Origin of the sequence: Vibrio coralliilyticus ATCC BAA-450, from assembly GCF_000176135.1 — a bacterium.
GTDB classification, from domain to species: domain Bacteria; phylum Pseudomonadota; class Gammaproteobacteria; order Enterobacterales; family Vibrionaceae; genus Vibrio; species Vibrio coralliilyticus.
The window spans coordinates 911,105-936,349 of record NZ_ACZN01000017.1 but is presented as its reverse complement, the minus strand read 5'-3'; the positions used below and the strand labels follow the sequence as shown (position 1 = coordinate 936,349).

Sequence of the window (25,245 nt, the reverse complement as noted above, 5' to 3'; positions counted from 1 at the left end):
CCAATAAAACGAATTACTTACTACAAAAACGACAAGGAAGTTATTATGAAAAAAACACTTACGTCAGTGCTGCCGCTGCTTCTGATTTCAACACCTGTTCTGGCTCATCCGGGGCACGATAGTCATTCTTTTTCTTCAGGCTTGACGCATCCCGTCACAGGCTTTGATCACCTTACTATGCTCGTTGCGTTTGGTATTTTGATTGCTTGTCTTCGCACGTCGGTTAAGCGCCAAATCGGCCTCGTAGCGGCCGCGTTAATGTCTTTGGTTGTGGGGCTGACAACAGGGCAGGTGATGGGCGGATTTTCTGCCATGGAGCTTGCTATTGGCGCTTCTCTGTTTGTGGTCAGTGGCGCTATCTGGCAAGCCTTTCACGCTTCTGAGAATGTGATGCGATTGGCTGTCACCTTATGTATTGGGCTGATTTTTTTCCACGGCTACGCCCATGGTGTGGAAGCGCAAGGTGCGGTGTCTGCGTTTGCTGCCGGCATGGTGGCCAGCGCAAGTGCATTGATTCTTTTAGGCATGCAGCTTGGCCGAGCAATGTTCAGCCCTTGGTTAGCGGCAGGGGTTGCTGGTGTCAGTGCATTGGTTTTGATCTAATTGAATAATATGGAGCCAACGAAAACGCAATCCGATTTAGCGCTATACCGACTTTTTCAGCTCATCAGCCCTTCCTTACCTATTGGCGGCTTTACCTACTCGCAAGGTCTGGAATGGGTCGTAGAAGCGGGGTGGGTCGACGGACGGCATGCGATGGAGGATTGGCTAGCGAACATGTTGCTTAATAGCGTGGCGACATTGGAGCTGCCCTTAATCGAGCAGTATATGCAGGCGCTTCGAGACGATGACATGGAGAAAATACGTCATTGCAGCGAGCTACTTTATTCCAGTCGGGAAACCCGTGAGCTAAGAGCTGAAGAGCGTCAGCGAGGTTTGGCACTGAAAACGCTGCTCAAGCAATTGGACATTGAGCATGCCTGCTTTATCGATGAAGAGTTGGAAATGAATCAGCTATTAGGGCTGTGTATTGCCGCGCAGCACTGGAACATTGATCCGCTGGCTTTGAAGCAAGGCTACCTGTGGAGCTGGGCTGAAAACTTGGTCATGGCAGGCGTGAAACTGGTGCCTTTAGGGCAAACTGACGGACAGCGCGTTTTGATTCACCTGAGTGAGTTGTTTCCTCAAGCGCTGTTGCAAGCCGAGCAGACGGAAGACTGGATGATAGGCAGCTTTACACCTTCGGTATCTATCGCAAGCAGCCTTCACGAAACGCAATACACGCGGCTGTTTCGCTCATAACGGAATTTAATCAGAGGTTTTAATATGGAAAGTTACAAACAACCACTGCGAGTGGGTATCGGCGGCCCAGTGGGGTCGGGTAAAACGGCGCTATTGGAAGTGCTATGTAAAGCGATTCGCGACAAGCTTAATATCGCTGTGGTTACCAACGATATCTACACACAGGAAGACGCTAAGATTCTCACCCGCGCGGAAGCACTCGAACCGGATCGAATTATTGGTGTTGAAACCGGAGGCTGCCCGCACACGGCAATTAGGGAAGATGCTTCCATGAACCTAGCTGCGGTTGAAGAGCTTGCAAAGCGACATAAGAATCTGGATGTCGTGTTTGTCGAAAGTGGTGGTGATAACCTCAGCGCGACGTTTAGCCCTGAATTGGCGGACTTAACTATCTACGTGATTGATGTCGCCGAAGGCGAGAAAATTCCACGAAAAGGCGGCCCGGGTATTACGCGTTCAGATTTATTGGTGATCAATAAAATCGACCTCGCACCTTATGTCGGTGCTTCATTGGAAGTGATGGAGCAAGATACGCAACGCATGCGCCCAACCAAGCCTTATGTATTCACTAACCTCAAAGAGAGCCATGGTCTGAATACCATCATCGACTTTATTGTCACACAAGGCATGCTCACTCCTCGCAAATAATTAGTTCAGTTCTTCCCCCAAGAACGTACTGCTCCTGTCGGGCACCTTAGTGTGCCCATTTTTATCGTTAAGACTTCCTACCTGAGGCACGTTTTTAATTCGACAAACTCGTGTTGTTGCATAGTGTCTGATAATGTCGCTTAACTTGAGCGTGTCAGTTAATCCATGTTGAGAGGAAGATGATTTGATCGAACTGGTCACCAGTGTGTCGCTTTGGGAGTTAGTGAAGCATGCCGGAACCTGGGTATCTAACCTGAAGCGTGCGAAGCAATCCCGAAAGCTGGAGTCAACCGCTGCGCTGCGTAAGGTGGTGGTTGCGAGTCGAAAAACTGCCATTTACATCAGAAAACAAAAGCAGAACCCTATTCGAGATATTGATACTGAAGGAGAGCTGTCATTGCTCTGGACAGAGCTGAGCTTCGAGTTGAAAGACCTTAAGCTAGATAAGCTGTCGGAGCGCTGTTTTATTAAAGGTAAACAATGGGAGAATCCAGAATTGGCGGATTTGCTCTTGTTAGACAAGAGTGACCACTCGTTGGAGAAGATAGAACGCATTGCGACACAATTGCTTGAAGAAATAGAAAAATAAGGAAACACATGGAGTTGATATTCAGATCGGCGACTGAGGATGATTTAGGCGCTCTCGTTGGTATGCTGGCCAACGATCCATTAGGTCAGCAGCGTGAAGATAAGACGCAATTCGATAAATACCAGACGGCTTTCGCTGAGATTAACCGAGACCCAAACAATGAACTGATCGTTGCCGTGTTTGAGCAACGGGTGGTTGGAATGCTACAACTGACATACATTCCGTACTTAACGCATCAGGGAAGCTGGCGTTGCTTGATTGAAGGGGTACGAGTGGATGAAAACTTTCGCGGTCAGGGACTAGGTGAGTGTTTGTTTCAGCATGCCATCGAACTTGCGAAGCAAAGAGGTTGCTCTATGGTGCAACTGACTAGCGATAAACAGAGACCCGATGCGCTGCGTTTTTACGAAAAACTGGGCTTTCTACCCAGCCATGAGGGCTTCAAACTGAAGCTGTAATCGATTTACTTTTGAAGAATACTCAGATGCAGATATCTATTGTTCAAGCTGAGCAGAGTGATTTACCTCAGTTTTTTGTTTACCTTGAAAATCAACTTGCGGAAAATGGTGTCGATGGCACACCACTTTTTCAGCCACTATCACGTACAAACAGGGCCATTCCGACTCAAACACAGCAAAAGTTTATAGACGGGGTGAGCGTTGAGTTTTCTGACGTTGCATGGAGACAACTCTGGTTAGCGAAAGACGTACAGGGTAAGATTTGTGGCCACATTGACCTTCGACATCATATGGAAGATTATTGCTCTCATCGCGTTTGGCTAGGGATGGGCGTAGAGCGGGAGTGCCGGAAAATGGGATTAGGCAGTCGGCTAATCCAAACCGTGATCGAGTTTTGTCAACGCAATGAGCAGATCGTCTGGCTCGACTTAAATGTGTTATCAGTCAATCTTGCCGCTAAAAATCTTTATCTCAAACATGGATTTCGAATTGTTGGGGAAATGACAGATTATTATCGAGTTGATGATGAGTCTGTTTCTGAACTCACTATGACGATCAATACTCAGGTAGAGCTTTGCTATTGATATTTTAAAGCTTGTCATTTTTACACTGTAAACCAAGGCATGCAATGCAACCCAATATAGAAACAAACAGATTAGTCCTAAGACCCTTTCGTTTATCAGACAGCGAGAGAGTGGCCCATTTAGCGGGAGAAAAGGTTATCGCGGAGATGACGGCGAATATACCTCACCCGTACGAATCGAATATGGCCGTGGAGTGGATCAAGACACATATTCATCATTTTAGCGAGAAAACGGCGGTTGTTTTTGCCATCACAATTAAAGGTTGTGACGACATCATTGGCGCCGTCAGCCTTCCAACACTGAAAGAAGGTGTTGGCATTCTTGGTTATTGGTTAGGGACACCCTATTGGGGGAAAGGCATCGCGTTTGAAGCATCCCAAGCCTTAATTGAGTATGCCAAACAGCACCTGAATCTGGTCGAGATTGAAGTTCAGCATTTGGTGCACAACCAGCGTTCAAAGTCAGTAATTGAAAAACTGGGGATTAAGTATCAGGAAGACCGGACGGTTGAGGTACACGGTGAAAAACGTGAGGTTTGTGTATACCGTTCATTGGTATAGCACAGCCATTGTATTGAGTTAGGGTACAACTAGATAAGGAGGGTTTCATGATTAGCCATATTGATCACATTGTTCTTACCGTTTCGGATATTAAAGCTTCGGTTGAGTTTTATCGCCGTGTATTAAAAATGGAAGAGGTAACTTTTGCTGGTGGTCGTAAAGCATTGAGGTTCGGTAATCAGAAAATCAATCTTCAGCTCTTAGGTCAGGAACCCCGTAATCATGCTCAGGTCGGCTCAGGTGATCTGTGCTTAATCACACACTGGTCACTGGAAGATGTGATTACTCACTTACAGCAGCAAAATATTAGGATTGTTGAGGGACCAGTCGAAAAATCGGGCGCGACTGGAGCTATTAGCTCGGTCTACTTTCTCGACCCGGATAGTAACCTGATTGAAGTCAGTGTCTACCCATAAGTTACCGATCATATGAACTCCACAATTGACGTGTAAGTCTAGGCATAATCAGACTTCTAATCGCTTCCTTCCTAATTCCACACTTTTTATAAGGTGGAGTGCCATAAACTCACTTTGGTGTGATGTTTGTCTCATTTTTATTTCAATTTGATAATTGATTAATCACTTACTACTTTTTTAGATAACTGCCGAAAATCAGAAGGGGCAAGTTTTGAAAAGATTAAAGGTAGTATTTTTGGCCCAAGTAATCGTGGCATTGACGCTGGTATTACTGGTCTCAGCATTTATTAAATATCAGAATTTTAAAGATAATTTACATCAAGAGCTGTTGGTTAACGTGCAAAATACCAGCCAGAGGATGTCGATCAGTTTGCCCAAAGCCGTTTGGGATTTTGATTTAGACACAGCCAAGGTTGCTATGGCTGCTGAACTCGATCTCGCTGAAATATCCGCGATTCAGTTAATTGACGCGCAGGAAAGTGAATTATTGTTTTTGACTCAGACTGGGGAAGGGGACGAGAAACAACTGGTTGATGTGACAAACAAAGACGCCTATCTAGCTGAAAACAGCATGAGTACAGAGCTGACGTTTGTCGATTATGGTGAAGAAAACAAGGTCGGTAAAGTAGTCGTTTATTTTGATACTCATGCGATGGATGCCAAGCTGGCAGACTCATTGCGGACGAATATCATTGAGTTAATCGTTCTCGACATCATCATTTCTATCGTCATTATCATTGTGTTGTCGATGACTGTACTAAGGCCGATTTCTGAACTGACTGATGTTATAAAAGATTTAGCTTCAGGAGATGGTGATTTAACCAACAAACTTGCTCCGGCGAAATATCGAGAGTTCGACGAAATCACTAACGGCATCAATAGCTTTACCGAGTCGTTGAGAGTCATTGTTCAGGACGTAAATCAATCCTCTGAAGCTTTGGGTGAGAAAGCACAGGCGAATGGCGCAACAGCGCGAACCAATGCTGAGAAACTAGAATCCCAAAAGCAGCAGCTCACCACAGTGGCAGCTGCCGCTACCGAGCTGAATCAATCGGTATCAACGGTGGCTGATACTGCCTCAGAAACGGCTGATCAGGCTCAAACCGCCACAGGTCTGGCATCGAGCGTTAATGATGCCATTGAAAGTTCTGCGAACGATATCATCAATATGCGTGAAGAGATGAACCACGTGAATGCAGAGATGCACATATTGATTGAAGAAGGCGAGAAAATCACCACTGTACTGAACGTGATTAATGATATTTCAGAGCAAACCAACCTACTGGCGCTCAATGCCGCTATTGAGGCGGCTCGAGCAGGTGAGCAAGGTAGAGGTTTCGCAGTCGTGGCCGATGAAGTGCGTAACCTTGCTGTGAAGACCAGCGAGTCGACAGAGCAGATTCAGAAAAATATTACTGCGCTCGGAGTAGCAACCAAATCCGTTGAAGATGAACTTACCCGTATTGCGACCCTGTTAGAGGCGACGGCATCGCGCGTCAGTGAATCTCAAGCTTCAGTCGGAGAGGTGCAGTCCTTAATCACCATTATTTCAGACCGCAGTGGCCAAATTTCTCAGGCAACGGATGAGCAAAGGATGGCAGTTGAGGAAATCAGTCAAGCGATAGTAGAAGCATCGGAAGCAACCAACGAAGTGTCTTCAGGTGCGACACAAAATGCACAAAGGACACAAGAAGTGCTGGGCTTAAGCCAGAGTATCGCCAGTCATATGGCGAAATTCCGCACTTAGGTAATTCATAGAGGATATGTTATGAGAAATTTCGTACTACTGGCTTTCACGGCCCTATTTTCAATCACTGGTTATACTGCCACGATTACGGCTGCACAGGACCCTTGGGCACCTTTTGTGCAAAAAGATAGCGCCAATCCCGGGGTGTCAGTTGAAATTATTACTGAAGCTTTCAAATCTCAAGGTCATGACGTGGACTTTAAGATCATGCCTTGGACGCGCGCATTGAATGAAGTGAAAGGTGGCCGTGTCGATGTGTTAGTTGCCACATGGTTCACGAACGAAAGAACGTCTTATCTGAATTACAGCGAGCCTTATCTAGAGAACTCATTGAAATTCATTAAGCGAAAAGGTGACGGATTCGAGTACAACGGAATGGACAGTTTATCTGGCAAAACTGTTGGTATCATTCGTAACTACGGCTATGGCGATGATTTTCTTGGCGCTTCTAACTTTAAAAAGCCAGAAGCGAATGATTTAGTGGCGAATGCTAAAAAATTGATGGCGAAACGAATCGATCTGACGTTGGAAGATGAACTCGTCGCTAAGTCGACCTTGTCAGGTGCAGGCATGAATCTCGATGATTTTGAGTTTACCAGTAACGCCCTTTCTGTGAATCCGCTGCATGTTACATCAGGTTTGGCTAACCCAAACAATGCGGAATACATAGATGCTTTCAATAAGGGGTTGGCGGAAATTAAGTCTAACGGTACGTTTGATAAGATTCTGGCGAAGTATGGGATTAAATAACGTTTAGCGAACAAAAAACCTCAGCATTTGCTGAGGTTTTTTTAGTCGCCGAGAGGTTGTCTATCAAGGCCGCCACGATAAGAATCAAGCGCCAGTTTTAGGCGGCGCAGTTTGTCTCGTGAACGGCGTTTGTGATTGACGGCCAGAGCCATAGAGATCACATCAACCAGTGCCAGCATGGCGTAGCGTGACGCAGAAGGTTTGTAGATAAAGTCGGTTTCTTTGTGCTCGATAGGCAGCGTCAGATCAGCAATCTCGGACAGTGGCGAGTCAGCGGGTGTAATTGCAATGACTTTGACGCCATATTCTTTGGCCAGCTCTGCTGTTTCAATGATGGTTGGTGTGTAGCCTGTTGCTGAGAGCATCACCAACACATCGTTATTATCTGCGGTGGCGGCAATCATACGTGATAGCAGGCCGTCATTGTAAGCAACTACAGGGTAGCCTAACCGAAACAGCCTGTGCTGCATCTCCTGCGACGCAATTGTAGATCCACCGCCCATACCAATGGTGATCACTTGGCGTGCGTTGTGCAGCCAGCCGACCGCAGTGTCGATATCCTGCTCATTGATTAGGTTGCGGTTGACGTCCAGTGATTGCTTGATCGACTCGTAAATACCTTGATAACCACTTTGATCCGGCGGCTCAAGAATAAAGCGTTGTCCGACGGTCAGAGTCTGAGCCAGCTTGATCTTCATATCACGAACATTTTTGCAGCCCACTGCTTTGGCAAAGCGGGTGATGGTCGCTTCACTGACTTGTGCATTTTCTGCCAATTCTGTAATGCTGGCATTGGCTGCGCTCTGGATATCATCCATGATCAGTTTGGCGACTTTTTTTTCAGCGTCACGAAGGGCGCTAAATCGTTCTGTAATTCGAGAAATAATATCGACTTCTAAGCTCAAAACGTCTTCCTGTCCAATGATGGCGGCGAGTCAGTTGGCCGCCATTTGATTTGTGCCACAGTATACCTGAAATAGGGTTAAAAGCGTGTGTTGACCCAATGTGTCACGTTGAACTCATCATCACACACCGCAATAGCACGCCACTTGTCGAACGTCAGGCATGGGTGAGAAGTAGAAAAGGCAATCACGTCACCCACGTCCAGTTCACTGCTGGCGTCGACTTCGATAAAGGCATGCTGATCCATAACTGCGGTTGTTACCGCGCCTGAAACCGAAATTGCTTGCCCATCGCGATAGGCACGTTCAGGAATCGGCAAGCCAGCGTCAAAAGCGACATCCCGTTTGCCAATGCCTGCCACTAGTTTGGTCGGCTCAGGTCGGGAAATGACGTACGCCCACACTTCAAGCGCAGATTCAAGATCTCCGCCCAGCTCGCAGGCCATGCCCTGATTGGTTTGGGCGCGTTGCATGACTTTGTTTTGAGCATCGAGGTAGATACCGGTGTCGTGGATGACGTAGCACCCCGGGCGAATTATGGCATCAAACTCCTTAAGGTGGGAAAAGCACTCGGATACCACGTCATACCAAGCGGAGCCTGCGCCAGTGACCAGAGGTTTACCATCGATCAGAAGGTCTTGCTGCAACTGTTTGGTGAGATGAAGAGTCTGGCCTAGAAAATCTCGAATGTCCTGCTCGGCATTGTCTCCGTGAATCACGCCTTCATAGACTTCAATACCACGCAGGGAAAGATGTGACTGTTGGTGAATCAACTGAGCGAGCTCGGCAACTTGCTGCTGACTGCGACAGCCACATCGGCCTCCTTCTACGCCAAATTCAATCAGCACATTGAGTTGTTGCTCATGCTCTGAAAAGAAGGCTTCTAGTGCCAGCACATTGCGCGTGGAGTCCACACAGCAGTAGAAGTTGACATCGTTGTTTTGTAGCAAGCTACCGATCACGGCCATGTTGGCTTTACCCACCAATTGATTAGCCATGATGACATTCTTTGCGCCCGCTGCAACGGCGATTTCTGCTTGAGCCGGTGTCGCCACGGTAATGCCCCAAGCACCATTGTTGAGCTGCTGAGAGAAGAAATCCGGTGTCATGGTGGTTTTCCCATGTGGGCACAACTTGACTCCGTGCTGCAATGCAAAGTCTTTCATCCAATCGATATTATTTTGCAGTGAAGAGGCTTTGATCACTGCTGCAGGCAGAGTGATCTCTTCGTTGACCAAACTGTGTAAACCGTCGTCATTGCAGGCGACGGGCTGGGCTTTTTCGCCGTAACCTGGCGTTACCATTTCTTGTTTTTGATAGTTTTTATCACACTTTTGATTATCCGTTATCATGGGGAGCTCACTTCTAACATGACTTAAGTTATTGATATTTAATGTTTGATGTTGTCAAGAATAAATTAAATGTTAGAAACTATCAAACAAATTGAGATTGTTTGTGTGTTTTGTCACTGATTCTAGTGTGTGAATTATTAATATGGAGGTTATGAAAACGACGGACGAAGAGAGTGAAAAGTTGTTCGATACCATTATCAAAAGTGTAGAAGTCTTTGACGGTACGGGCGCCAAGCCATTTATTGCCGATGTGGCTATTCGTCAGGATCGAATTGAACAAGTCGGTCAGCTCGATAGCACTACGGCTCGCAGTGTCGTCGATGGTTCAGGCCTTGCTCTGGCTCCGGGGTTTATTGATGTCCATACCCATGATGATACCAATGTGATTCGCTACCCGGACTGCTTGCCAAAGATCAGCCAAGGTGTAACGACGGTGATCGTTGGCAATTGTGGTATTAGTGCGAGCCCGACCGTGTTGGCAGATGATCCACCTGACCCAATGAATTTGTTGGGTAAGCAAGAAGACTTTCAGTATCCGACTTTCGCCACTTATGCCAAGGCAGTGCAAGATGCTCACCCAGCGGTCAACGTTGCTGCCTTGGTTGGCCATACGACATTGCGTAACAACGTGATGGATGATTTGCAGCGCACCGCAACCGATAGCGAAATTGCTCAGATGCGTGCTGCGTTAGATCAGGCAATGGCAGAAGGTGCACTCGGTCTGAGCTCAGGTCTGGCATATGCCAGCGCCAAAGAATCTACTGCAGATGAAGTGATGAGATTGGCTCAGATTCTCGGTCAGCATGGCGGTATTTACACCACACATATGCGTACTGAGTTTGAAGAAATTCTCAGTGCGATGGAAGAAGCGTTCGAGACAGGTCAGTACGCTAAAGTACCAGTGGTTATCTCCCACCTTAAGTGTGCCGGAGCTGGGAACTGGGGTCGTACTGTTGAGGTACTGGATTTGATGGACAAGGTATCTCAGCAGCAAGATGTGTCTTGCGATTGTTATCCGTATTCCGCCAGCTCTTCCACGCTGGATCTCAAACAAGTGACTGATGAGATTGATATTTTTATTACCTGGTCTGAAGCCAAGCCCGAGCATGCGGGAAAAATGCTGAAAGACATTGCTGACGAAATGGCGTTGCCGTTACTTGAAGCCGCTAAAGCGATTCAACCAGCAGGTGCGGTTTATCACTGCATGGATGAAGAAGATGTTAAACGTGTCCTTAAGTATAAGCTGACTATGGTCGGTTCGGATGGTTTGCCAAACGATCCGCACCCGCACCCAAGGTTGTGGGGCACGTTCCCTAAAGTTCTTGGCCATTATTGCCGTGAAGAAGCTTTGTTTTCGCTAGCGGAAGCGATCCACAAAATGACAGGCATGTCGGCACGCCGATATAACCTAAAAAATCGCGGGGAAATAAAACCAGGCGCATTTGCCGATTTGGTTTTATTTAACCCTGACACGATAAAAGATACCGCTACATTTGAAAATCCTATTTCAGTAGCAGAAGGAATTGAATCGGTATTTGTTAATGGTGAATTGTCTTATTTAAAAGGCGAAGTCACTGAAAATAGAAACGGCGTATTTATTTATAGAAATTAAATACCTGAAAACAAACTGAATATATAAATCAGAAGTAATAGATTTAAAACTGGAGAATATTATGTCAATTAAACGATATGGTGTAGAAGGCGGTGTCGGTACTGGCGGTCAACATCTACCATTTGCCCGTGCAACAGAAGCTGGCGGTTTCCTTTACGTTTCAGGCCAGACACCTATGGTTGATGGCGAAGTGGTTGAAGGTGGTATCGTTGACCAGTCACGTCTAGCGATTCAGAACTGTGTCGATATCATGGAAGAAGCGGGTTATGGCCTAGAAGACGTTGTACACGTGAAGGTCGTGCTGACGGACTCGCGTTACTTCCAGTCTTTTAACAAAGTATTTAAAGAGTTCTTCGGTGCAAATCCTCCAGCACGCATCTGTATGGTGTGTGATTTGGTGGTAGATGTGAAAGTCGAAGTAGATGTGACTTGTTATCGCGAAGACCGCCGATAAGCGTCACAAAACTCTATTAAGAGTGCCGGGAAATATTTGTTCCCTGTTAATATATTCTTGGCACTCTCTCCCTACAAATATAATTCTAATTCGCAGTGCTAATAATTGCATTTAATAAGCAAATGAAAATAACTAGATAATAATATTCATCATTATCTTTAAATAAATACTGCTGGAATTATATCACTCTGAAAGATGGACTTTGATATTGAGAGGTGTTCAATGAATAGCACACTTTTTCTTACCGGTTTCGGCGCATATGTCGTATTTCTGATTTGGTTAGGATGGTTTGTTTCCCGTAACCAAAAATCAGGTGAAGACTTTTTGTTAGGCGGACGCGGCTTACCTCTGTTTTTAGTATTAGGTACTACCGTTGCCACTATGGTGGGTACTGGCTCAAGTATGGGGGCTGTTGGTTTTGGTTACGCTAACGGCTGGGCGGGTGCGCTCTATGGTATCGGTGGTGCGATTGGTATTTTGTTACTGGCACTCTGGTTTGCGCCAGTGCGTAAACTGAACTTCATGACCATGAGTGAAGAGTTGGCTTATTACGTGGGTGCAAATCGCATCGTCAAGAACGTTGTTGGTCTGCTGATCTTCATCGCTTCAATCGGCTGGCTTGGCGCTCACATCTTGGGTGGCGGTATGTATCTAGCGTGGATCGCGGATATTGACCTTAACACCGCTAAGATCATCATCGCTGCTGCCTTTACCATTTATGTTGTGATCGGTGGTTACACCGCTGTGGTATGGACCGACACTATTCAGGCAATCATTTTGTTTGTTGGCTTTATCCTGATGGCGGTGCTGTCTGTACAACACATTGGTGGTCTTGAGAACCTGTATTCAGCAATGGACCCTGCAGCGACCAGCTTCCTAGCGATTGAAAAGCTTGGCGTGGTGCCAGCGCTATCACTGGCTGTAGTAATTGGTGTCGGCGTACTGGCAACACCATCGTTCCGTCAGCGTATCTACTCAGGTAAAGATGTGCCGACTATCCGTCGTTCATTCGTCGGCTCAGGCATTCTGTACTTATTCTTCTCAATCATCCCAGCTGTGATTGGTATGGCCGCTCACGCGATTGACCCGACGCTGGATAACCCGAACTTCTCCTTCCCTTACGTGGCAGCAACTGTGCTTCCTGTTGGTGTTGGCCTGATTGTTCTGATTGCAGGTTTGTCTGCGACCATGTCGAGTGCAAGTTCGGACGCGATTGCGGGTGTCTCTATCCTGCTGCGTGATGTCTATGTAATGTTCACGGGTCGGGTGCCAAACAAAGAGTCAATGCTGAACTACTCTCGTCTGGCATTGGTGATTGTAATTGGTTGCGCTCTGCTGTTTGCCCTGACCTCGAACGACATCATTGGCTACATCACTAAGATGATCTCTACCGTCATGTCGGGCATGTTTGTGTGCGGTATGTTGGGTCGCTTCTGGAAGCGTTACAACTGGCAGGGGGCACTAGCAACATTAATTGGTGCTTCGGTAGCGTCTTTCACTGTGATGCTAAGCGCTGACCTAACCGCTTACTGGGGTAACCCTGTGATCCCTTCTTGTGCAGTTGCATTGTTTGCTGGTGTGGTTATTAGCCTGATGACACCAGCGAATAAGGTATCTCCAGAAATGGCACGTGCGATTCTTGATGACGAGCGCGCTCTGATGGAAATGGAACTGTCAGAAAACGGCGTACTACAAAACGACGAATCTCTACAAAACCGCAAAGCAGCGGAAAGTGCCTAGTCCTTTCTAAACGGCGGCGGTCTGTTCTGACTGCTGCCTCTAATTCACAGGTCGAGTATTCATGACACAAGTTTCTCAACCCCATATCGCCTTTTTCGGTGAGTGCATGATTGAGCTGAGCGGCGAACCTCTTCGCAAAGGGTTTGGCGGCGATACGCTCAATACTGCTTTGTATCTGGCGCGCTTAACCGCGCAAGCTGGATTATCGGTTTCGTACGCCACCGGGCTGGGTGAAGACAAGTTATCTCAGCAGCTGTTATTGGCTTGGCAGCAAGAGGGCATTCAAACCCATTTGGTGGAGTGCTTTGCGAACAAATTGCCAGGTCTGTACATGGTGGAAACTGATGCAACGGGCGAACGCAGCTTTATGTATTGGCGCGATAGTGCTGCCGTGAAAGGTTACTTCGCGACTGAATCCGCCAACAAACTTGAACAAGCGATGATGCGGGGCGAGGTGCAATACGTGTATCTCAGTGGGATTAGCTTTGCCATTCTTGATGACGCGAGTAAAGAACGTCTGATTCAGGAGTTAAAGGGCTTTGCTCTGCGTGGTGGCAAAGTCATCTTCGATAACAACTTCCGCCCTCAACTGTGGAACGCGGAACAGGCAAGGCATTGGTATGGCCTGCTATTGCCATTGGTTGATATTGCTCTCATCACAGAAGACGACGATCAGTGTGTCTGGGGTGACGAAGAAAGTGTCGAGCAACGTTGTCAGCGTTTTGGTTGCAGAGAAGTGGTGATCAAGCGAGGCAGTGAGCCTTGCCAGATTATCCAATTTGATGCAGCGCAGCCTGAGCGTTGTACGGTCGGCGCTGAACGTGTCGCTCATGTTGTCGATACTTGTGCCGCTGGTGACTCTTTTGCCGCGGGCTATCTTGCAGGCCGGTTAACGGGTCGAACGCCCGAAGCTTCTGCAACGTTAGGCCATCAGCTGGCCGCGACTGTTATTCAATATTCTGGCGCCATCATCCCTCGTGAAGCAATGGCCCATCTGACTCAATAAAATTTTTTGGTAAGCAACATGACTATCGAAATGATCAACAAACTTAAACAATTCAAAGTAATTCCAGTGATTCAAATCAACAGCGTTGAGCAAGCTATTCCGCTTGCCAAAGTGTTGGTTGAAAACGGCCTGCCAGTGGCGGAAGTGACCTTCAGAACAGAAGCGGCCGCAGATGCGATCAAAGCCATGCGCGAAGCTTACCCTGAAATGTGCATCGGCGCGGGCACGGTGCTCAACGCAGAGCAAATCGAACAGGCACAACAAGCGGGTGCAGAATTTGTCGTAGCACCGGGTCTGAACCCGAATACGGTACGTCGCTGTCAGGAAGTTGGCATGACAATCGTGCCGGGTGTTAACAGCCCGAGTCAGGTTGAGCAAGCGTTAGAACTTGGCCTGAATTTCCTTAAGTTCTTCCCAGCAGAAGCGTCTGGCGGTGTCGCGATGGTTAAGTCGTTACTGGCGCCGTATGTGGATGTCAGCCTGATGCCAACAGGTGGGATCGGAAAGGGTAATGTGAACGACTACCTAGCGATCGATCGCGTTGTTTGTTGTGGTGGCACCTGGATGGTCGCACCAAAGCTGATTGAGAACGAACAATGGGAAGAAATTGGTCAACTGGTTCGTGAAGCGGTCGCGCACGTAGCGTGATGTGAATCGAAAACAATAACGAATAAAAGCAAACAGTGGGTGAATACGGATGAAGAAAGCTACATTAGCACTGGTTATTTCTGGTTTAATGGCGGCCCCTATGACAATGGCTATGGCTCCAAACACAGACCTTAATTTGATGCCTTATCCACAAACAGTGGAATTGGGCGAGGGCAAGGTCGCAATCGACAAATCTTTCAGCATTTACATCAAAGGCTATGATTCTGAACGTGTTCAGTTCAACGCCAAACGAACGGTGGATCGCCTCTATCGTCAGACGGGTTTGCCAATGCTCCACTGGCAGGCTGAGTCGGAAGACAAGGCTACCTTGGTAATTGATATCAGTAAGGCACCGAAAGATGAAGTACAAAACGTTGAGAGTGATGAGTCTTATCAGCTGTCGATCAAAGATGGCCAAATCCGTATTGACTCCGAGCGCCCATACGGCGCTTTGCATGGTCTGGAGACGTTTCTACAACTGGTGACCACAGACGCTTCCGGTTACTTTGTACCGAATGTAGAGATCGAGGATGAACCGCGTTTCAAATGGCGTGGTGTCTCTTATGATACTGCGCGTCATTTTATTGAATTGGACGTGATTCTGCGTCAACTTGATGCAATGGCATCCGCGAAGATGAACGTCTTCCACTGGCATATCTGGGATGACCAAGGGATTCGCATTCAGCTCGATAACTACCAGAAACTGTGGCAAGAGACGGCTGATGGTGATTACTACACCAAAGACGAAATCCGTTATGTGGTGAATTACGCGCGCAATCTTGGTATTCGTGTCATTCCTGAAATTTCCCTGCCGGGTCATGCTTCTGCTGTCGCGCATGCCTATCCTGAACTCATGTCTGGCCTTGGTGAGCAATCCTACCCGCAGCAACGGGGCTGGGGTGTGTTTGAACCTCTGATGGATCCAACTAACCCAGAGCTCTACAAGATGTTGGCCAGTGTATTCGATGAAGTGGTTGAACTGTTCCCAGACGAGTATTTCCACATCGGTGGTGATGAGCCGGATTATAAACAGTGGCAAGAAAACCCACGCATCCAGCAGTTTATCGCTGACAACGAGCTGGATGGTGAGCGTGGCCTGCAATCTTACCTCAACACCAAAGTTGAAAAGATGCTTGAACAGCGTGGTAAGAAGATGACGGGCTGGGATGAGATCTGGCATAAAGATCTGCCTACATCGATTGTCATCCAGAGCTGGCGTGGTCACGACAGCATTGGTCGCGCGGCGAAGCAGGGCTATCAGGGTGTGCTTTCGACCGGCTACTATCTGGATCAACCACAACCGACCAGCTACCACTATCGCAATGACCCAATGCCAAGCGGCATCACCGTTGACGACAAGTTACATCAAGGTGAAAAGTTTGCCACCTACGACTGGGTTAAACCACGCAATAAGGGCGGTCCGCGTAAGGGTAACCTGACCATTATTGAAGCGGCAGACGGTTCATTCAGAGCCTTTACCGACTACAACGGCAAATCACGCCAGGAAGTGCATATTCTTGAATACGTACCGGGTGTGAAATTCCGTGGTCACTTCGATAACTTTATGTCGTACACCGAGTTCAACTATGAGTTTGCAGGCGGCAAGCTTAAAGAGGGCAGCTACCAGTTGATTGGTAACGTGCGCTGGCCTGCAACGGGTGAGCTAGTGGCAAGTAGCGACGTGAAAGGCAGCGTGATTCCTGCTCCAAACGGTGGCTATCCAGCAGTACTAGAAGGTGATGCGAAGGATCTGATTTTAGGTGGTGAGATTACCGTCTGGGGTGAGAATCTGGATTCAACCACCATCGAACATCGACTGTGGCCTCGTAGCTATGCGATTGCAGAGCGTCTTTGGTCTAGTCAGGAGCTGACCGATGAGCGCAGCATGTATCAGCGCATGAAAGTGATGGACACTTGGTCTGAAATCTCGCTAGGCCTTCGTCATCACGCGGATGCCAACATGATGCTCAAGCGTCTGGCGAATGGTGCTGATGTTGCACCGTTGCAAACGTTGTCGAACTACATCGAACCTGCGCAGTACTATGCACGCCATTGGGAGAAGTGGATCTCCACACCAAACAAAGGTGACTTGTACAACAAGTACGAGCGTCTAAATCGTTTTGCGGATGCGCTACCGATGGAAAGCCTCACGGTGTATGAGATGAACGATTTGGTTGAAGCGTTCGCCAAAGGGGACACTCATGCACTGGATAAGTTGGCGCTTCATTACCAGACTGCCAAGCTTGCGGCGCAGCAGGCAAAACCGATTTTTGCTGCCAATGTGGCATCAGTGGATACTGTGGTGGTGTCAGATGCGACGGTGCGAGTTTCTGAGTTAGCTCTAACTTTGATAGAAGCAGAAAAGCAAGGACAAACACTGCGTGTGAGTGATGTGGCTGAATATCAACGCATCATCGATGATAACGCCATTGTTCTTGATGAAACCATTGTGGCGATTGTTAAACCGACCGAGATGTTACTTCACAAACTGGCCAACTAATTGACTTTTGGCATTGCCGTCAACGTATGTTGGCGGCAATGTATTAAGAGTCTAATGTTTTATTTATCTGGTCAATAATGAAAGCAAGTAATCACTTACATTTTTATGTTGGTACCTATACCGACGATCCAAGTCAGAGCCAGGGTATTGCTCAAGTGAGTCTAAACACCTCTTCGGGGGAACTGACGCGACTTGATGATGCCATGGTGATACGCAATCCCTCTTACCTCACTCATACTTCCTCTGGTCTTTATACATTTTCTGAAGTTTCCCGCTCCGACAGTGCTGCTTTGGTGTTTCAGTCGGATGCTCTTTCTGGCGTGTTGGCCATTGAAGGTGACTACCCTTGTCATATTGATGTGGATTGCCAACAGCGATATGCGGCGGTGGCCAATTATGGTTCCGGAAATGTGAATGTCTACGTGCTGGATGGCGATGGAAAGCCGCTCAAACTCGTCGCGGACCTGTTTGTGGATGGTAAAGGCGCGAACAGTGAGCGTCAGCAATCGCCGCATGCTCATCAGGTGCAGTTTTTAAATCACACACCTCAGTTGGCTGTGGTCGATTTGGGTAGTGATTCGCTGCATCTCTATGACATTGATACACAAAGTGACCAGTTCCAACTTCATCAAACCATCTCACTGCCCTCCGGCTGTGGCCCTAGGCATCTGGTGATGAATGGCGATGAAGACATGGCTTACGTTGTATGCGAGCTAGCGGAAACGCTGATTACGCTGACTAAGGAAGGTAACCACTGGCGTATGGTAGACCAGTGCGACTTGCTGCCCGGCCAGCCAAAAGGAGAGGCCGCCGCAGCGATCAAGCTGTCTTGTGATGAGCGCTTTATCTACGTTTCTTGTCGTCAGCAGAATGCGATTAGTATTTTCGAGCTGGTAGATGGGTTACCTTCGTGGTTAGCGGCGCAAGATTGTCAGGGCCAGTTTCCGCGGGACTTTACGCTATCATCTGATGGCAACTGGCTAATTGTCGCCAATCAACATTCTAATAATCTCGCTAGCTACCTACGTTGCCAATCAACAGGTCTCCTGAGTCCGGCAAATTACCAGTGCCAAATTGATGCACCTGTTTGTCTGATTGAGCACTAATATTGAGAATCAAATGAAACAAGTACACCGAATTAACCCCACCAAACGTTGGTCTGACGTGACCGTATTTAATGGCATCGCACATTTTGTCGAAGTCGCAGAGAGCGATACTTCTGCTGACATGCAAGGTCAGGTTCAGCAGATTTTTGCTCAGGCAGAACAAATGCTTAGCAGTGTCGATAGCGATAAGTCGCGTATTTTGTCAGTCACCATATATGTGACTGATTTTGCTCATTTTGATGCATTAAACCAAGAGTGGGATAACTGGTTTCCGCAAGGAACGGCACCGAGCCGCGCATGTGTCAAAGTGGAGCTGGCGAACCCTGATCTTCTGGTCGAAATGGCGTTTGTTGCCGCGGCTGGGGAACGCTTTCAGTAGCTTTTCGCTCACTCCAATCTCATCTTCGATCCCCGTCTTATGATGGGGATTTTTTTACCTTCTCTGCTTGGCGTGTAGTCGCATTGTTCATCATAGCGTCAATAAGGTCGTAATGATTTTATTGATGAATACATTGGTGCTGCAGGTGATTTTTACCGTGAATACCCATCAAAAACTACGTGAATTCCATGATGTGATTGATGTCACATTTCTCTGTCTGTAGATCGAGCTGTTTAGCTCGTTAAAGGCGAACAAATGACCTATTGCTTAATTGAGCTGTAAATCAGCAGCTATCCCTTATCTTTCATAGCTTTCTTATGTGGCACGTTATCAGTGTTGTGGAACGTAAGCAGGTGTTCTTCAGTGCGTCAATTTCAGAAATGGAAGGTTAGTTTCCAAGTTCGACAGATGAGCTTCAATTTCGATCTAAGCATAATGCGCAGAATGTAACATTGTATTTCGAAGTGTAACAATTAAACCATATAAGTAGCATGGTTTTTAACCGGATTGCTTATTTGATAACCCCGCACTTTGCTTTGCGATGCTGCACATGCTCAACACATAAACATTCTAATGACTATAACAACCGGCCTTCAGGCATTGACCTGCAACCGGACAAACATCGAGAAAGTTAATGGAAGCCTCAAGATATAAACGCATCTTGTCGAGGGGAAGTTTGGTGACCGCCATTCTGATGCTCTCAGGATGTAATTCTGCTTTGCTTGACCCGAAAGGTGCTATTGGTGTCCAGGAAAAAGAGCTGATTATTACTGCTCTTTTGCTGATGTTGATCGTTGTGATCCCCGTGATTCTGATGACGATTTACTTCGCCTACCGATACCGAGCGACCAACACCGACGAAGAGTACGCGCCTGAATGGGCTCACTCGACCAAGATCGAAGTGGTGGTATGGACGATTCCAATCATCATCATCGCGATTCTTGCCACCATTACATGGCGTTCAACGCACGAACTGGAGCCGTCCAAGCCTCTGGTGAGTGATGTGAAACCCATGACGATTGAAGTGGTGTCACTCGACTGGAAATGGCTGTTCATCTATCCGGAAGAACACATTGCAACGGTTAACTACGTTGCGTTTCCGAAAGATGTCCCGGTCAATTTCAAACTGACGTCAGACAACATTATGAACGCGTTCTTTATCCCACGCCTTGGGACACAGATATACGCGATGCCGGGCATGGTGACCAAGCTGAACCTGATTGCTAACCACGAAGGCGATTACAAAGGCTTTGCTTCGAACTACAGCGGCAAAGGTTTCTCGCAGATGAAGTTTACTGCGTCCGCTATGCCTGATCGCGCGGCATTCCTGAACTGGGTGCAGAAGGTGAAAGCCAGCCCAGATCGCATCGAAGACTGGGAGCAATTCCGCTCGCTGGCAGCACCAAGTGTCGCTGAGCCAGTCACGCTGTTCTCCAGTGTGCCACCGTTTTTGTTTACTGATGTCGTGACCCAGCATCCTGGTTCAATGAACTGTTTGCCTGAAAACCAAGGACAATCGTAATGTTTGGAAGATTAACTCTCGATTCAATTCCATACCACGAACCCATCATCGTCATCACCTTAGCGATTGTCGCTTTGGTTGGTTTGGCAGTGGTTGTCGCGGTGACCAAAGCAGGGAAATGGCAGTACCTGTGGAACGAATGGTTTACGTCAGTAGACCACAAAAAACTCGGCTTTATGTACATCGCAGTTGCGATGGTGATGCTTGTGCGCGGATTTGCCGACGCCGTCATGATGCGCAGTCAGCAGTTGCTGTCTTCTGCGGGTGAAGCGGGTTACCTGCCGCCTCATCACTATGACCAGATTTTCACCGCGCACGGCGTGATCATGATTTTCTTCGTCGCGATGCCTCTGGTTATCGGCCTGATGAACATCATTGTTCCGTTGCAGATTGGTGCTCGTGATGTTGCCTTTCCGTATCTGAACAACCTCAGTTTCTGGTTGTTTATTGTTGGTGTCATCCTGACCAATATGTCGCTAGGCTTAGGTGAATTTGGTCGTACTGGCTGGTTAGCATATCCGCCTCTGTCGGGTATTGATGCTAGCCCAGGAGTTGGGGTCGATTATTGGATATGGGCCTTGCAGATATCTGGTGTCGGTACCACGCTGACGGGTGTGAACTTCTTCGCCACCATCCTGCGTATGCGTACTCCGTCTATGCCAATGATGAAGATGCCCGTTTTCACTTGGGCGTCTCTATGTGCCAACATCCTTATCATCATCTCGTTCCCAATCCTGACAGTGACGATTGCATTGCTGACACTGGATCGATACCTCGGATTCCATTTCTTCACCAATGATCTTGGCGGCAACGTGATGATGTACGTCAACTTGATTTGGGCATGGGGCCACCCTGAGGTGTATATCCTGATCCTGCCAATTTTTGGTGTGTTCTCGGAAGTGACCGCGACCTTCTCTCGCAAGAAATTGTTTGGTTACACCTCGCTGGTGTGGGCAACGGTTGTGATTACCATTCTGGCGTTTGTTGTATGGCTCCACCACTTCTTCACCATGGGATCGGGGGCGAACGTTAACGCCTTCTTCGGTATTGCAACCATGATCATTTCCATCCCAACTGGGGTGAAGATTTTCAACTGGTTGTTCACCATGTACAAAGGCCGCATTCGCTTTACCACACCAATGATGTGGACGGTAGGCTTCCTGATCACCTTCTCAGTCGGTGGTATGACTGGCGTACTGATGGCGGTTCCGGGTGCTGACTTTGTTCTTCATAACTCAGTATTTCTGATCGCGCACTTCCATAACGTCATCATCGGTGGTGTGGTGTTTGGTTGTTTTGCGGCAATCACTTACTGGTTCCCGAAAGCGACTGGCTTCACGATGAACGAAGCGTGGGGCAAGCGTGCATTCTATCTTTGGATTGTCGGCTTCCTGATGGCTTTCCTACCACTGTACGCACTGGGCTTTATGGGCATGACTCGTCGCTTGAGCCAAGACATTAACCCAGAGTACTTCCCTCTGCTGGCTGTTGCTGCGGCAGGTACTGCTGTGATTGCGATGGGCGTCATATGCCAGTTCATCCAGATCTACGTCAGTATCCGTGATCGCGAACAGAATCGTGATCTGACAGGTGACCCATGGGGTGGCCGTACGTTTGAGTGGGCGACGTCTTCACCTCCGCCGTTCTACAACTTCGCGCATTTACCAAAAGGCGACGAGCTAGACGCATTCTGGTATCAGAAGCAGAGCGGTGATTTCGACCCAACCAAAGAAGTGGAATACGAACGCATCCATATGCCGAAGAACACGCCTACAGGTATTTATGTGTCTGCATGGGCGCTGGTATTTGGTTTTGCGATGATTTGGTACATCTGGTGGCTGGCAGCAGCGAGTTTCGTCGGCATCATCGTGACCTGTATTCAACATAGCTACAACGATGACGTGGACTACTACGTTGAAGTCGAAGAGATAAAAGCGATTGAAGCTGAGCGCCGTGCTCAGTTTGAAGAAGCGAATAAAAAACCTGTGCAAGATGATAATAAGAAAGACGATCTGGAGGTGACGTATGCAAGCTAACATCGCGTCTCACGATCATGATCACCACGATACCAGCGGCAACAAGCTGTTTGGTTTCTGGGTTTACCTGATGAGTGACTGCGTACTGTTTGCGACCCTGTTTGCGACCTACGCAGTGCTAGAAAGCGGCTCGATTAGCGGGCCGACAGGTAAAGATATTTTCGAACTGCCATTTGTGTTCGTTGAAACCATGCTGCTGCTGTTCAGTAGTATTACGTTTGGCTTTGGCATGATTGCGATGAAACGCAAAGATGTCGCGGGCTTAAAGCGTTGGTTGCAAGTAACTTTCTTGCTCGGGCTTGGCTTTATTGGCATGGAAGTGTACGAGTTCCATCACTTGATTGCTGAGGGCTACGGCCCACAGGCGAGCGCATTTCTTTCTGCGTTCTTCACGCTGGTGGGCACTCACGGCCTGCACGTGACGTTTGGTCTTATCTGGCTGGCGGTGTGCTATCACCAACTGTCGACGAAAGGTCTTAACGACAATATGGCGATGCGCTTTAACTGCCTGAGCCTGTTCTGGCACTTCCTAGACATTGTTTGGATCTGTGTTTTCACCATCGTTTACTTGTTGGGGGTAATGTAATGGATCAACATCTGGAAACGGGTGCGTCGGATTACGTTAAAGGTTTCGTTGCATCTCTGATTTTGACCGTGATTCCGTTCTACTTTGTGTGGACGCAATCGCTGCCTGACACGACGACATATGTTCTTCTGTTTGGTTGTGCTCTGGTACAAATCTTTGTGCACTTTAAGTACTTCCTGCATATGGAAGTAAAAACCTCCGATGGTCGCTGGAACCTAGTGTCACTGATGTTTACAGCCATCGTTGTCTTGATTCTTATCGCTGGCTCGGTGTGGATCATCTACAACATGAACGTCAACATGAAGCTGTAGGCCAGAGTATGCTGAAAAGTTATTTGTCTATTACCAAACCGGGCATCATTTTCGGCAACCTGATATCTGTTGCGGCGGGGTTTTTCCTTGCCGCAAAAACAGAGCACGCAAGTCTGAACTTGTTACTGGCGACACTCGCTGGTGTCGGGCTTGTGATTGCTTCAGGCTGCGTAGTGAACAACATCTTTGACCGAGACATCGACCAAAAGATGAAGCGCACTCAGAATCGAGAAACCGTCAAAGGTAACATCAATATCGATGTTGCTTTTGTCTATGCCTTGGTGATGCTGCTCAGCGGGACCGCCTTGTTGTTTCAGCTCGCCAATCCGCTGTCGGCAGTGGTAGTACTGCTGGGCTACGTGTTTTACGTGTTTTTCTACACCATGTGGTACAAGCGTACGTCTGTGTACGGCACGTTAGTGGGTAGCATTTCCGGTGCAGTGCCACCTCTGGTGGGCTATCTGGCGGTAACAAACTACATCAGCCTTGAGGCCATTCTGCTGTTTACCATGTTCTGCTTATGGCAAATGCCGCACTCGTACGCGATTGCGATGTTCCGTATGCAAGATTACCGTGACGCGGGCATTCCAGTTTTGCCAGTGAAAGAGGGTATCAACAAAGCTCATCGCCATATGAAGGCATATGTTGCGGCTTTTGGTGCCGTCTCACTGGCTCTATTCCTATTGGGAGAGGCTGGCTATGAGTACCTAGCGGTTGCCGCTGTTGTGTGCTTTATGTGGACGCAGGTGACGTTTCGCAAGGTTGACTACAGCAATTACGTCCAATGGTCGAAATCGGTGTTTAAAGTCTCTCTGCTGGTGGTGATGAGCATCAGTGGTGTACTGGGTCTGGAGCTGATTCCACTACCCATCTAACGAGTTAAGCGCTCCTTCCTGAACCTGCTAAGCCGATAACGGTTTTATGCCTGAGATATCCGATACCGGCATGTTTGTGTAAGCAGAGAAAGGACGGGGCGCTTTTTATTGCTGCTGGAACTCGCTAAGCAATGTGTAGCGTTTTAGTGGCGCATTCCAGAAGTATTTTTCTGGTTTCTCAATTACCTTTAGCGGTTAACTATTGGAATCTGCCGCCAAAGTGTGGAGGGAAAGGTTTCGATATTTCTTTACATGATCTAGAAAATACTGATTTTCCATTATGTTCTACACCTAAAGCATAGGTATCTTTGAACTCAGCAGAATGTAAATTAACAACATCCATTGCGTAGCTAAGGACGTAGCTGTAATTTCCTTTGTTGAAGAATATTTCTTGCTTCAGGCTGGGGCCTTGAATTAATCGCCAATCTAGAGGTTTTTCACCATCATTTGGATATTCAAGCTCAATATTATCTGGAACTCCATATCGATAAATAAAACTAGATCCTATGGCACATAAAGATACATTTTTATTGTTTTCTAAAGTGCATGAGAAAACTTCTTCTGTACCGTCATTACACATAGATAGCTTGCTTGGCTTTTTACTAGATTGAGAATACTTAGATAGTAGATACTCTTCTACTTCTGGTAGTTCTTTTAGTTGATATTGACCATTGCCACCTTCACCTTCGTTATATATACCTTCGAAACCCTCTAGATTATGATCATTAGTGATTTTTTTGTTTATAGAAAGAGCGCCATTTTCCAACGTATAAACGTAAGTTTTATAAACCGTTCCTCTTAATTCAGGATTTGCAACATTCCAGTATACGAGAACTATAAGGTTATTAGAGTTTTCTAAGCTTACTATCTTCATTGAATCGATTATAGGTCTTGCGCCTTCATGGAAGTATTCATCAACTTTGGTCGTCTTACTTCCATTATCTATTGATAGAAAATAGGGAGCAAACTCGTTATCTTGTTCCGAAATTTTAATCCTATATCCTTGTTCTGTCACTAGTGTGTCAATTGAGAAAGCAGGAAATGCAAATGCTATAGATAATATTATTAGGGTATTTTTTATTACGTTCATAATTTGTCATATTTTGATAGTGTCAGTGTATCTCTCTTTAGATAGCCAATAGTATTATTGTATTTCGAAAAT

Annotated in this window: 26 protein-coding genes; 23 read left to right on the top strand and 3 right to left on the bottom strand. The window is 47.2% G+C overall.

All coding sequences use genetic code 11. The features are described from left to right. Positions 1 to 45: 45 nt before the first annotated feature. The 10 genes from VIC_RS19325 to VIC_RS19280 all read left to right on the top strand — a co-directional run bounded on the left by VIC_RS19325 (position 46) and on the right by VIC_RS19280 (position 7,054). Entirely contained in the window at positions 46 to 603 is a 558-nt protein-coding gene (locus VIC_RS19325) for a HupE/UreJ family protein (RefSeq protein ID WP_006961908.1), read from the top strand. A gap of 9 nt (positions 604 to 612) precedes the next feature. Continuing rightward, positions 613 to 1,302, top strand: a complete 690-nt coding sequence (locus VIC_RS19320; protein WP_006961907.1) for an urease accessory protein UreF — start codon at positions 613 to 615, stop codon at positions 1,300 to 1,302. 24 nt (positions 1,303 to 1,326) lie between these two features. Then, complete coding sequence (gene ureG, locus VIC_RS19315; RefSeq protein ID WP_006961906.1) at positions 1,327 to 1,950, top strand: urease accessory protein UreG; 624 nt, start codon at positions 1,327 to 1,329, stop codon at positions 1,948 to 1,950. 184 nt (positions 1,951 to 2,134) lie between these two features. Beyond that, positions 2,135 to 2,539 carry a hypothetical protein gene (locus tag VIC_RS19310; protein ID WP_006961905.1) on the top strand — a complete coding sequence of 135 codons (405 nt, stop codon included), beginning with the start codon at positions 2,135 to 2,137 and terminating at the stop codon, positions 2,537 to 2,539. Positions 2,540 to 2,547: 8 nt separating this feature from the next. Beyond that, the gene (locus VIC_RS19305; protein ID WP_006961904.1) at positions 2,548 to 2,997 is read left to right on the top strand and encodes a GNAT family N-acetyltransferase; all 450 of its coding nucleotides are present in this window, start codon (positions 2,548 to 2,550) and stop codon (positions 2,995 to 2,997) included. A gap of 32 nt (positions 2,998 to 3,029) precedes the next feature. Next, complete coding sequence (locus tag VIC_RS19300) at positions 3,030 to 3,581, top strand: GNAT family N-acetyltransferase (protein WP_039952286.1); 552 nt, start codon at positions 3,030 to 3,032, stop codon at positions 3,579 to 3,581. A 44-nt stretch (positions 3,582 to 3,625) separates the two neighbouring features. Continuing rightward, the gene (locus tag VIC_RS19295; RefSeq protein WP_080555948.1) at positions 3,626 to 4,141 is read left to right on the top strand and encodes a GNAT family N-acetyltransferase; all 516 of its coding nucleotides are present in this window, start codon (positions 3,626 to 3,628) and stop codon (positions 4,139 to 4,141) included. 47 nt (positions 4,142 to 4,188) lie between these two features. Then, positions 4,189 to 4,557: a VOC family protein gene (locus tag VIC_RS19290; RefSeq protein WP_006961901.1), complete on the top strand. Its 369-nt coding sequence runs from the start codon at positions 4,189 to 4,191 to the stop codon at positions 4,555 to 4,557. 211 nt (positions 4,558 to 4,768) lie between these two features. Beyond that, on the top strand, positions 4,769 to 6,304 hold the full coding sequence (locus tag VIC_RS19285) for a methyl-accepting chemotaxis protein (RefSeq protein ID WP_039952216.1): 1,536 nt from the start codon (positions 4,769 to 4,771) through the stop codon (positions 6,302 to 6,304). Between the two features lie 21 nt (positions 6,305 to 6,325). Beyond that, positions 6,326 to 7,054, top strand: a complete 729-nt coding sequence (locus VIC_RS19280; RefSeq protein WP_006961899.1) for a transporter substrate-binding domain-containing protein — start codon at positions 6,326 to 6,328, stop codon at positions 7,052 to 7,054. 41 nt (positions 7,055 to 7,095) lie between these two features. On the opposite strand, the gene VIC_RS19275 is transcribed toward VIC_RS19280, so the two are convergent. After that, complete coding sequence (locus VIC_RS19275) at positions 7,096 to 7,959, bottom strand: MurR/RpiR family transcriptional regulator (RefSeq protein ID WP_006961898.1); 864 nt, start codon at positions 7,957 to 7,959, stop codon at positions 7,096 to 7,098. A 77-nt stretch (positions 7,960 to 8,036) separates the two neighbouring features. Then, a complete protein-coding gene (locus VIC_RS19270) occupies positions 8,037 to 9,308 on the bottom strand; it encodes an amino acid deaminase (RefSeq protein ID WP_006961897.1) in 1,272 nt (423 codons plus the stop codon). Positions 9,309 to 9,459: 151 nt separating this feature from the next. Between VIC_RS19270 and VIC_RS19265 the strand changes: the two genes are divergently transcribed. From VIC_RS19265 to cyoE, 13 genes are all read left to right on the top strand, one after another. Next, a complete protein-coding gene (locus VIC_RS19265) occupies positions 9,460 to 10,920 on the top strand; it encodes an N-acyl-D-amino-acid deacylase family protein (protein WP_006961896.1) in 1,461 nt (486 codons plus the stop codon). 61 nt (positions 10,921 to 10,981) lie between these two features. Further along, positions 10,982 to 11,374: a RidA family protein gene (locus VIC_RS19260; RefSeq protein WP_006961895.1), complete on the top strand. Its 393-nt coding sequence runs from the start codon at positions 10,982 to 10,984 to the stop codon at positions 11,372 to 11,374. 222 nt (positions 11,375 to 11,596) lie between these two features. Then, positions 11,597 to 13,114 carry a sodium:solute symporter family protein gene (locus tag VIC_RS19255; protein ID WP_006961894.1) on the top strand — a complete coding sequence of 506 codons (1,518 nt, stop codon included), beginning with the start codon at positions 11,597 to 11,599 and terminating at the stop codon, positions 13,112 to 13,114. Between the two features lie 61 nt (positions 13,115 to 13,175). After that, positions 13,176 to 14,120, top strand: a complete 945-nt coding sequence (locus VIC_RS19250) for a sugar kinase (protein ID WP_006961893.1) — start codon at positions 13,176 to 13,178, stop codon at positions 14,118 to 14,120. Between the two features lie 18 nt (positions 14,121 to 14,138). Further along, complete coding sequence (locus tag VIC_RS19245; protein ID WP_006961892.1) at positions 14,139 to 14,768, top strand: bifunctional 4-hydroxy-2-oxoglutarate aldolase/2-dehydro-3-deoxy-phosphogluconate aldolase; 630 nt, start codon at positions 14,139 to 14,141, stop codon at positions 14,766 to 14,768. A gap of 49 nt (positions 14,769 to 14,817) precedes the next feature. After that, positions 14,818 to 17,268: a beta-N-acetylhexosaminidase gene (locus VIC_RS19240; protein WP_006961890.1), complete on the top strand. Its 2,451-nt coding sequence runs from the start codon at positions 14,818 to 14,820 to the stop codon at positions 17,266 to 17,268. Positions 17,269 to 17,345: 77 nt separating this feature from the next. Further along, entirely contained in the window at positions 17,346 to 18,374 is a 1,029-nt protein-coding gene (locus VIC_RS19235) for a lactonase family protein (RefSeq protein WP_006961888.1), read from the top strand. A 13-nt stretch (positions 18,375 to 18,387) separates the two neighbouring features. Then, positions 18,388 to 18,753, top strand: coding sequence for a RidA family protein (locus VIC_RS19230; RefSeq protein ID WP_006961887.1), 366 nt, complete (start codon positions 18,388 to 18,390; stop codon positions 18,751 to 18,753). Between the two features lie 634 nt (positions 18,754 to 19,387). Further along, entirely contained in the window at positions 19,388 to 20,275 is an 888-nt protein-coding gene (gene cyoA, locus VIC_RS19225) for a ubiquinol oxidase subunit II (RefSeq protein ID WP_080555947.1), read from the top strand. Beyond that, positions 20,275 to 22,311 carry a cytochrome o ubiquinol oxidase subunit I gene (cyoB, locus tag VIC_RS19220; protein ID WP_006961885.1) on the top strand — a complete coding sequence of 679 codons (2,037 nt, stop codon included), beginning with the start codon at positions 20,275 to 20,277 and terminating at the stop codon, positions 22,309 to 22,311. Before cyoA ends, cyoB begins: the two co-directional genes overlap by 1 nt. Next, positions 22,301 to 22,897, top strand: coding sequence for a cytochrome o ubiquinol oxidase subunit III (cyoC, locus tag VIC_RS19215; protein WP_006961884.1), 597 nt, complete (start codon positions 22,301 to 22,303; stop codon positions 22,895 to 22,897). Before cyoB ends, cyoC begins: the two co-directional genes overlap by 11 nt. Beyond that, positions 22,897 to 23,208, top strand: a complete 312-nt coding sequence (gene cyoD / locus VIC_RS19210; protein WP_006961883.1) for a cytochrome o ubiquinol oxidase subunit IV — start codon at positions 22,897 to 22,899, stop codon at positions 23,206 to 23,208. The genes cyoC and cyoD overlap by 1 nt, the downstream gene beginning before the upstream one ends. An 8-nt stretch (positions 23,209 to 23,216) precedes the next feature. After that, positions 23,217 to 24,083 (top strand): heme o synthase, encoded by an 867-nt coding sequence (gene cyoE, locus VIC_RS19205; RefSeq protein ID WP_006961882.1) that lies wholly within the window; start codon positions 23,217 to 23,219, stop codon positions 24,081 to 24,083. A 199-nt stretch (positions 24,084 to 24,282) separates the two neighbouring features. Here the strand turns inward: cyoE and VIC_RS19200 are convergent, their stop codons facing one another. After that, positions 24,283 to 25,173, bottom strand: coding sequence for a hypothetical protein (locus tag VIC_RS19200; RefSeq protein WP_006961881.1), 891 nt, complete (start codon positions 25,171 to 25,173; stop codon positions 24,283 to 24,285). Positions 25,174 to 25,245 lie beyond the last annotated feature (72 nt).

Coding starts and splice junctions, on each gene's coding strand:
- VIC_RS19305 (WP_006961904.1), top strand. CDS start 2,548: ATGGAGTTGATATTCAGATCGGCGACTGAGGATGATTTAGGCGCTCTC.
- VIC_RS19200 (WP_006961881.1), bottom strand. CDS start 25,173: ATGAACGTAATAAAAAATACCCTAATAATATTATCTATAGCATTTGCA.
- VIC_RS19250 (WP_006961893.1), top strand. CDS start 13,176: ATGACACAAGTTTCTCAACCCCATATCGCCTTTTTCGGTGAGTGCATG.
- VIC_RS19245 (WP_006961892.1), top strand. CDS start 14,139: ATGACTATCGAAATGATCAACAAACTTAAACAATTCAAAGTAATTCCA.
- VIC_RS19230 (WP_006961887.1), top strand. CDS start 18,388: ATGAAACAAGTACACCGAATTAACCCCACCAAACGTTGGTCTGACGTG.
- VIC_RS19260 (WP_006961895.1), top strand. CDS start 10,982: ATGTCAATTAAACGATATGGTGTAGAAGGCGGTGTCGGTACTGGCGGT.
- VIC_RS19240 (WP_006961890.1), top strand. CDS start 14,818: ATGAAGAAAGCTACATTAGCACTGGTTATTTCTGGTTTAATGGCGGCC.
- cyoE (WP_006961882.1), top strand. CDS start 23,217: ATGCTGAAAAGTTATTTGTCTATTACCAAACCGGGCATCATTTTCGGC.
- cyoC (WP_006961884.1), top strand. CDS start 22,301: ATGCAAGCTAACATCGCGTCTCACGATCATGATCACCACGATACCAGC.
- cyoB (WP_006961885.1), top strand. CDS start 20,275: ATGTTTGGAAGATTAACTCTCGATTCAATTCCATACCACGAACCCATC.
- VIC_RS19235 (WP_006961888.1), top strand. CDS start 17,346: ATGAAAGCAAGTAATCACTTACATTTTTATGTTGGTACCTATACCGAC.
- ureG (WP_006961906.1), top strand. CDS start 1,327: ATGGAAAGTTACAAACAACCACTGCGAGTGGGTATCGGCGGCCCAGTG.
- VIC_RS19255 (WP_006961894.1), top strand. CDS start 11,597: ATGAATAGCACACTTTTTCTTACCGGTTTCGGCGCATATGTCGTATTT.
- VIC_RS19265 (WP_006961896.1), top strand. CDS start 9,460: ATGAAAACGACGGACGAAGAGAGTGAAAAGTTGTTCGATACCATTATC.
- VIC_RS19270 (WP_006961897.1), bottom strand. CDS start 9,308: ATGATAACGGATAATCAAAAGTGTGATAAAAACTATCAAAAACAAGAA.
- cyoA (WP_080555947.1), top strand. CDS start 19,388: ATGGAAGCCTCAAGATATAAACGCATCTTGTCGAGGGGAAGTTTGGTG.
- VIC_RS19325 (WP_006961908.1), top strand. CDS start 46: ATGAAAAAAACACTTACGTCAGTGCTGCCGCTGCTTCTGATTTCAACA.
- cyoD (WP_006961883.1), top strand. CDS start 22,897: ATGGATCAACATCTGGAAACGGGTGCGTCGGATTACGTTAAAGGTTTC.
- VIC_RS19320 (WP_006961907.1), top strand. CDS start 613: ATGGAGCCAACGAAAACGCAATCCGATTTAGCGCTATACCGACTTTTT.
- VIC_RS19280 (WP_006961899.1), top strand. CDS start 6,326: ATGAGAAATTTCGTACTACTGGCTTTCACGGCCCTATTTTCAATCACT.
- VIC_RS19295 (WP_080555948.1), top strand. CDS start 3,626: ATGCAACCCAATATAGAAACAAACAGATTAGTCCTAAGACCCTTTCGT.
- VIC_RS19290 (WP_006961901.1), top strand. CDS start 4,189: ATGATTAGCCATATTGATCACATTGTTCTTACCGTTTCGGATATTAAA.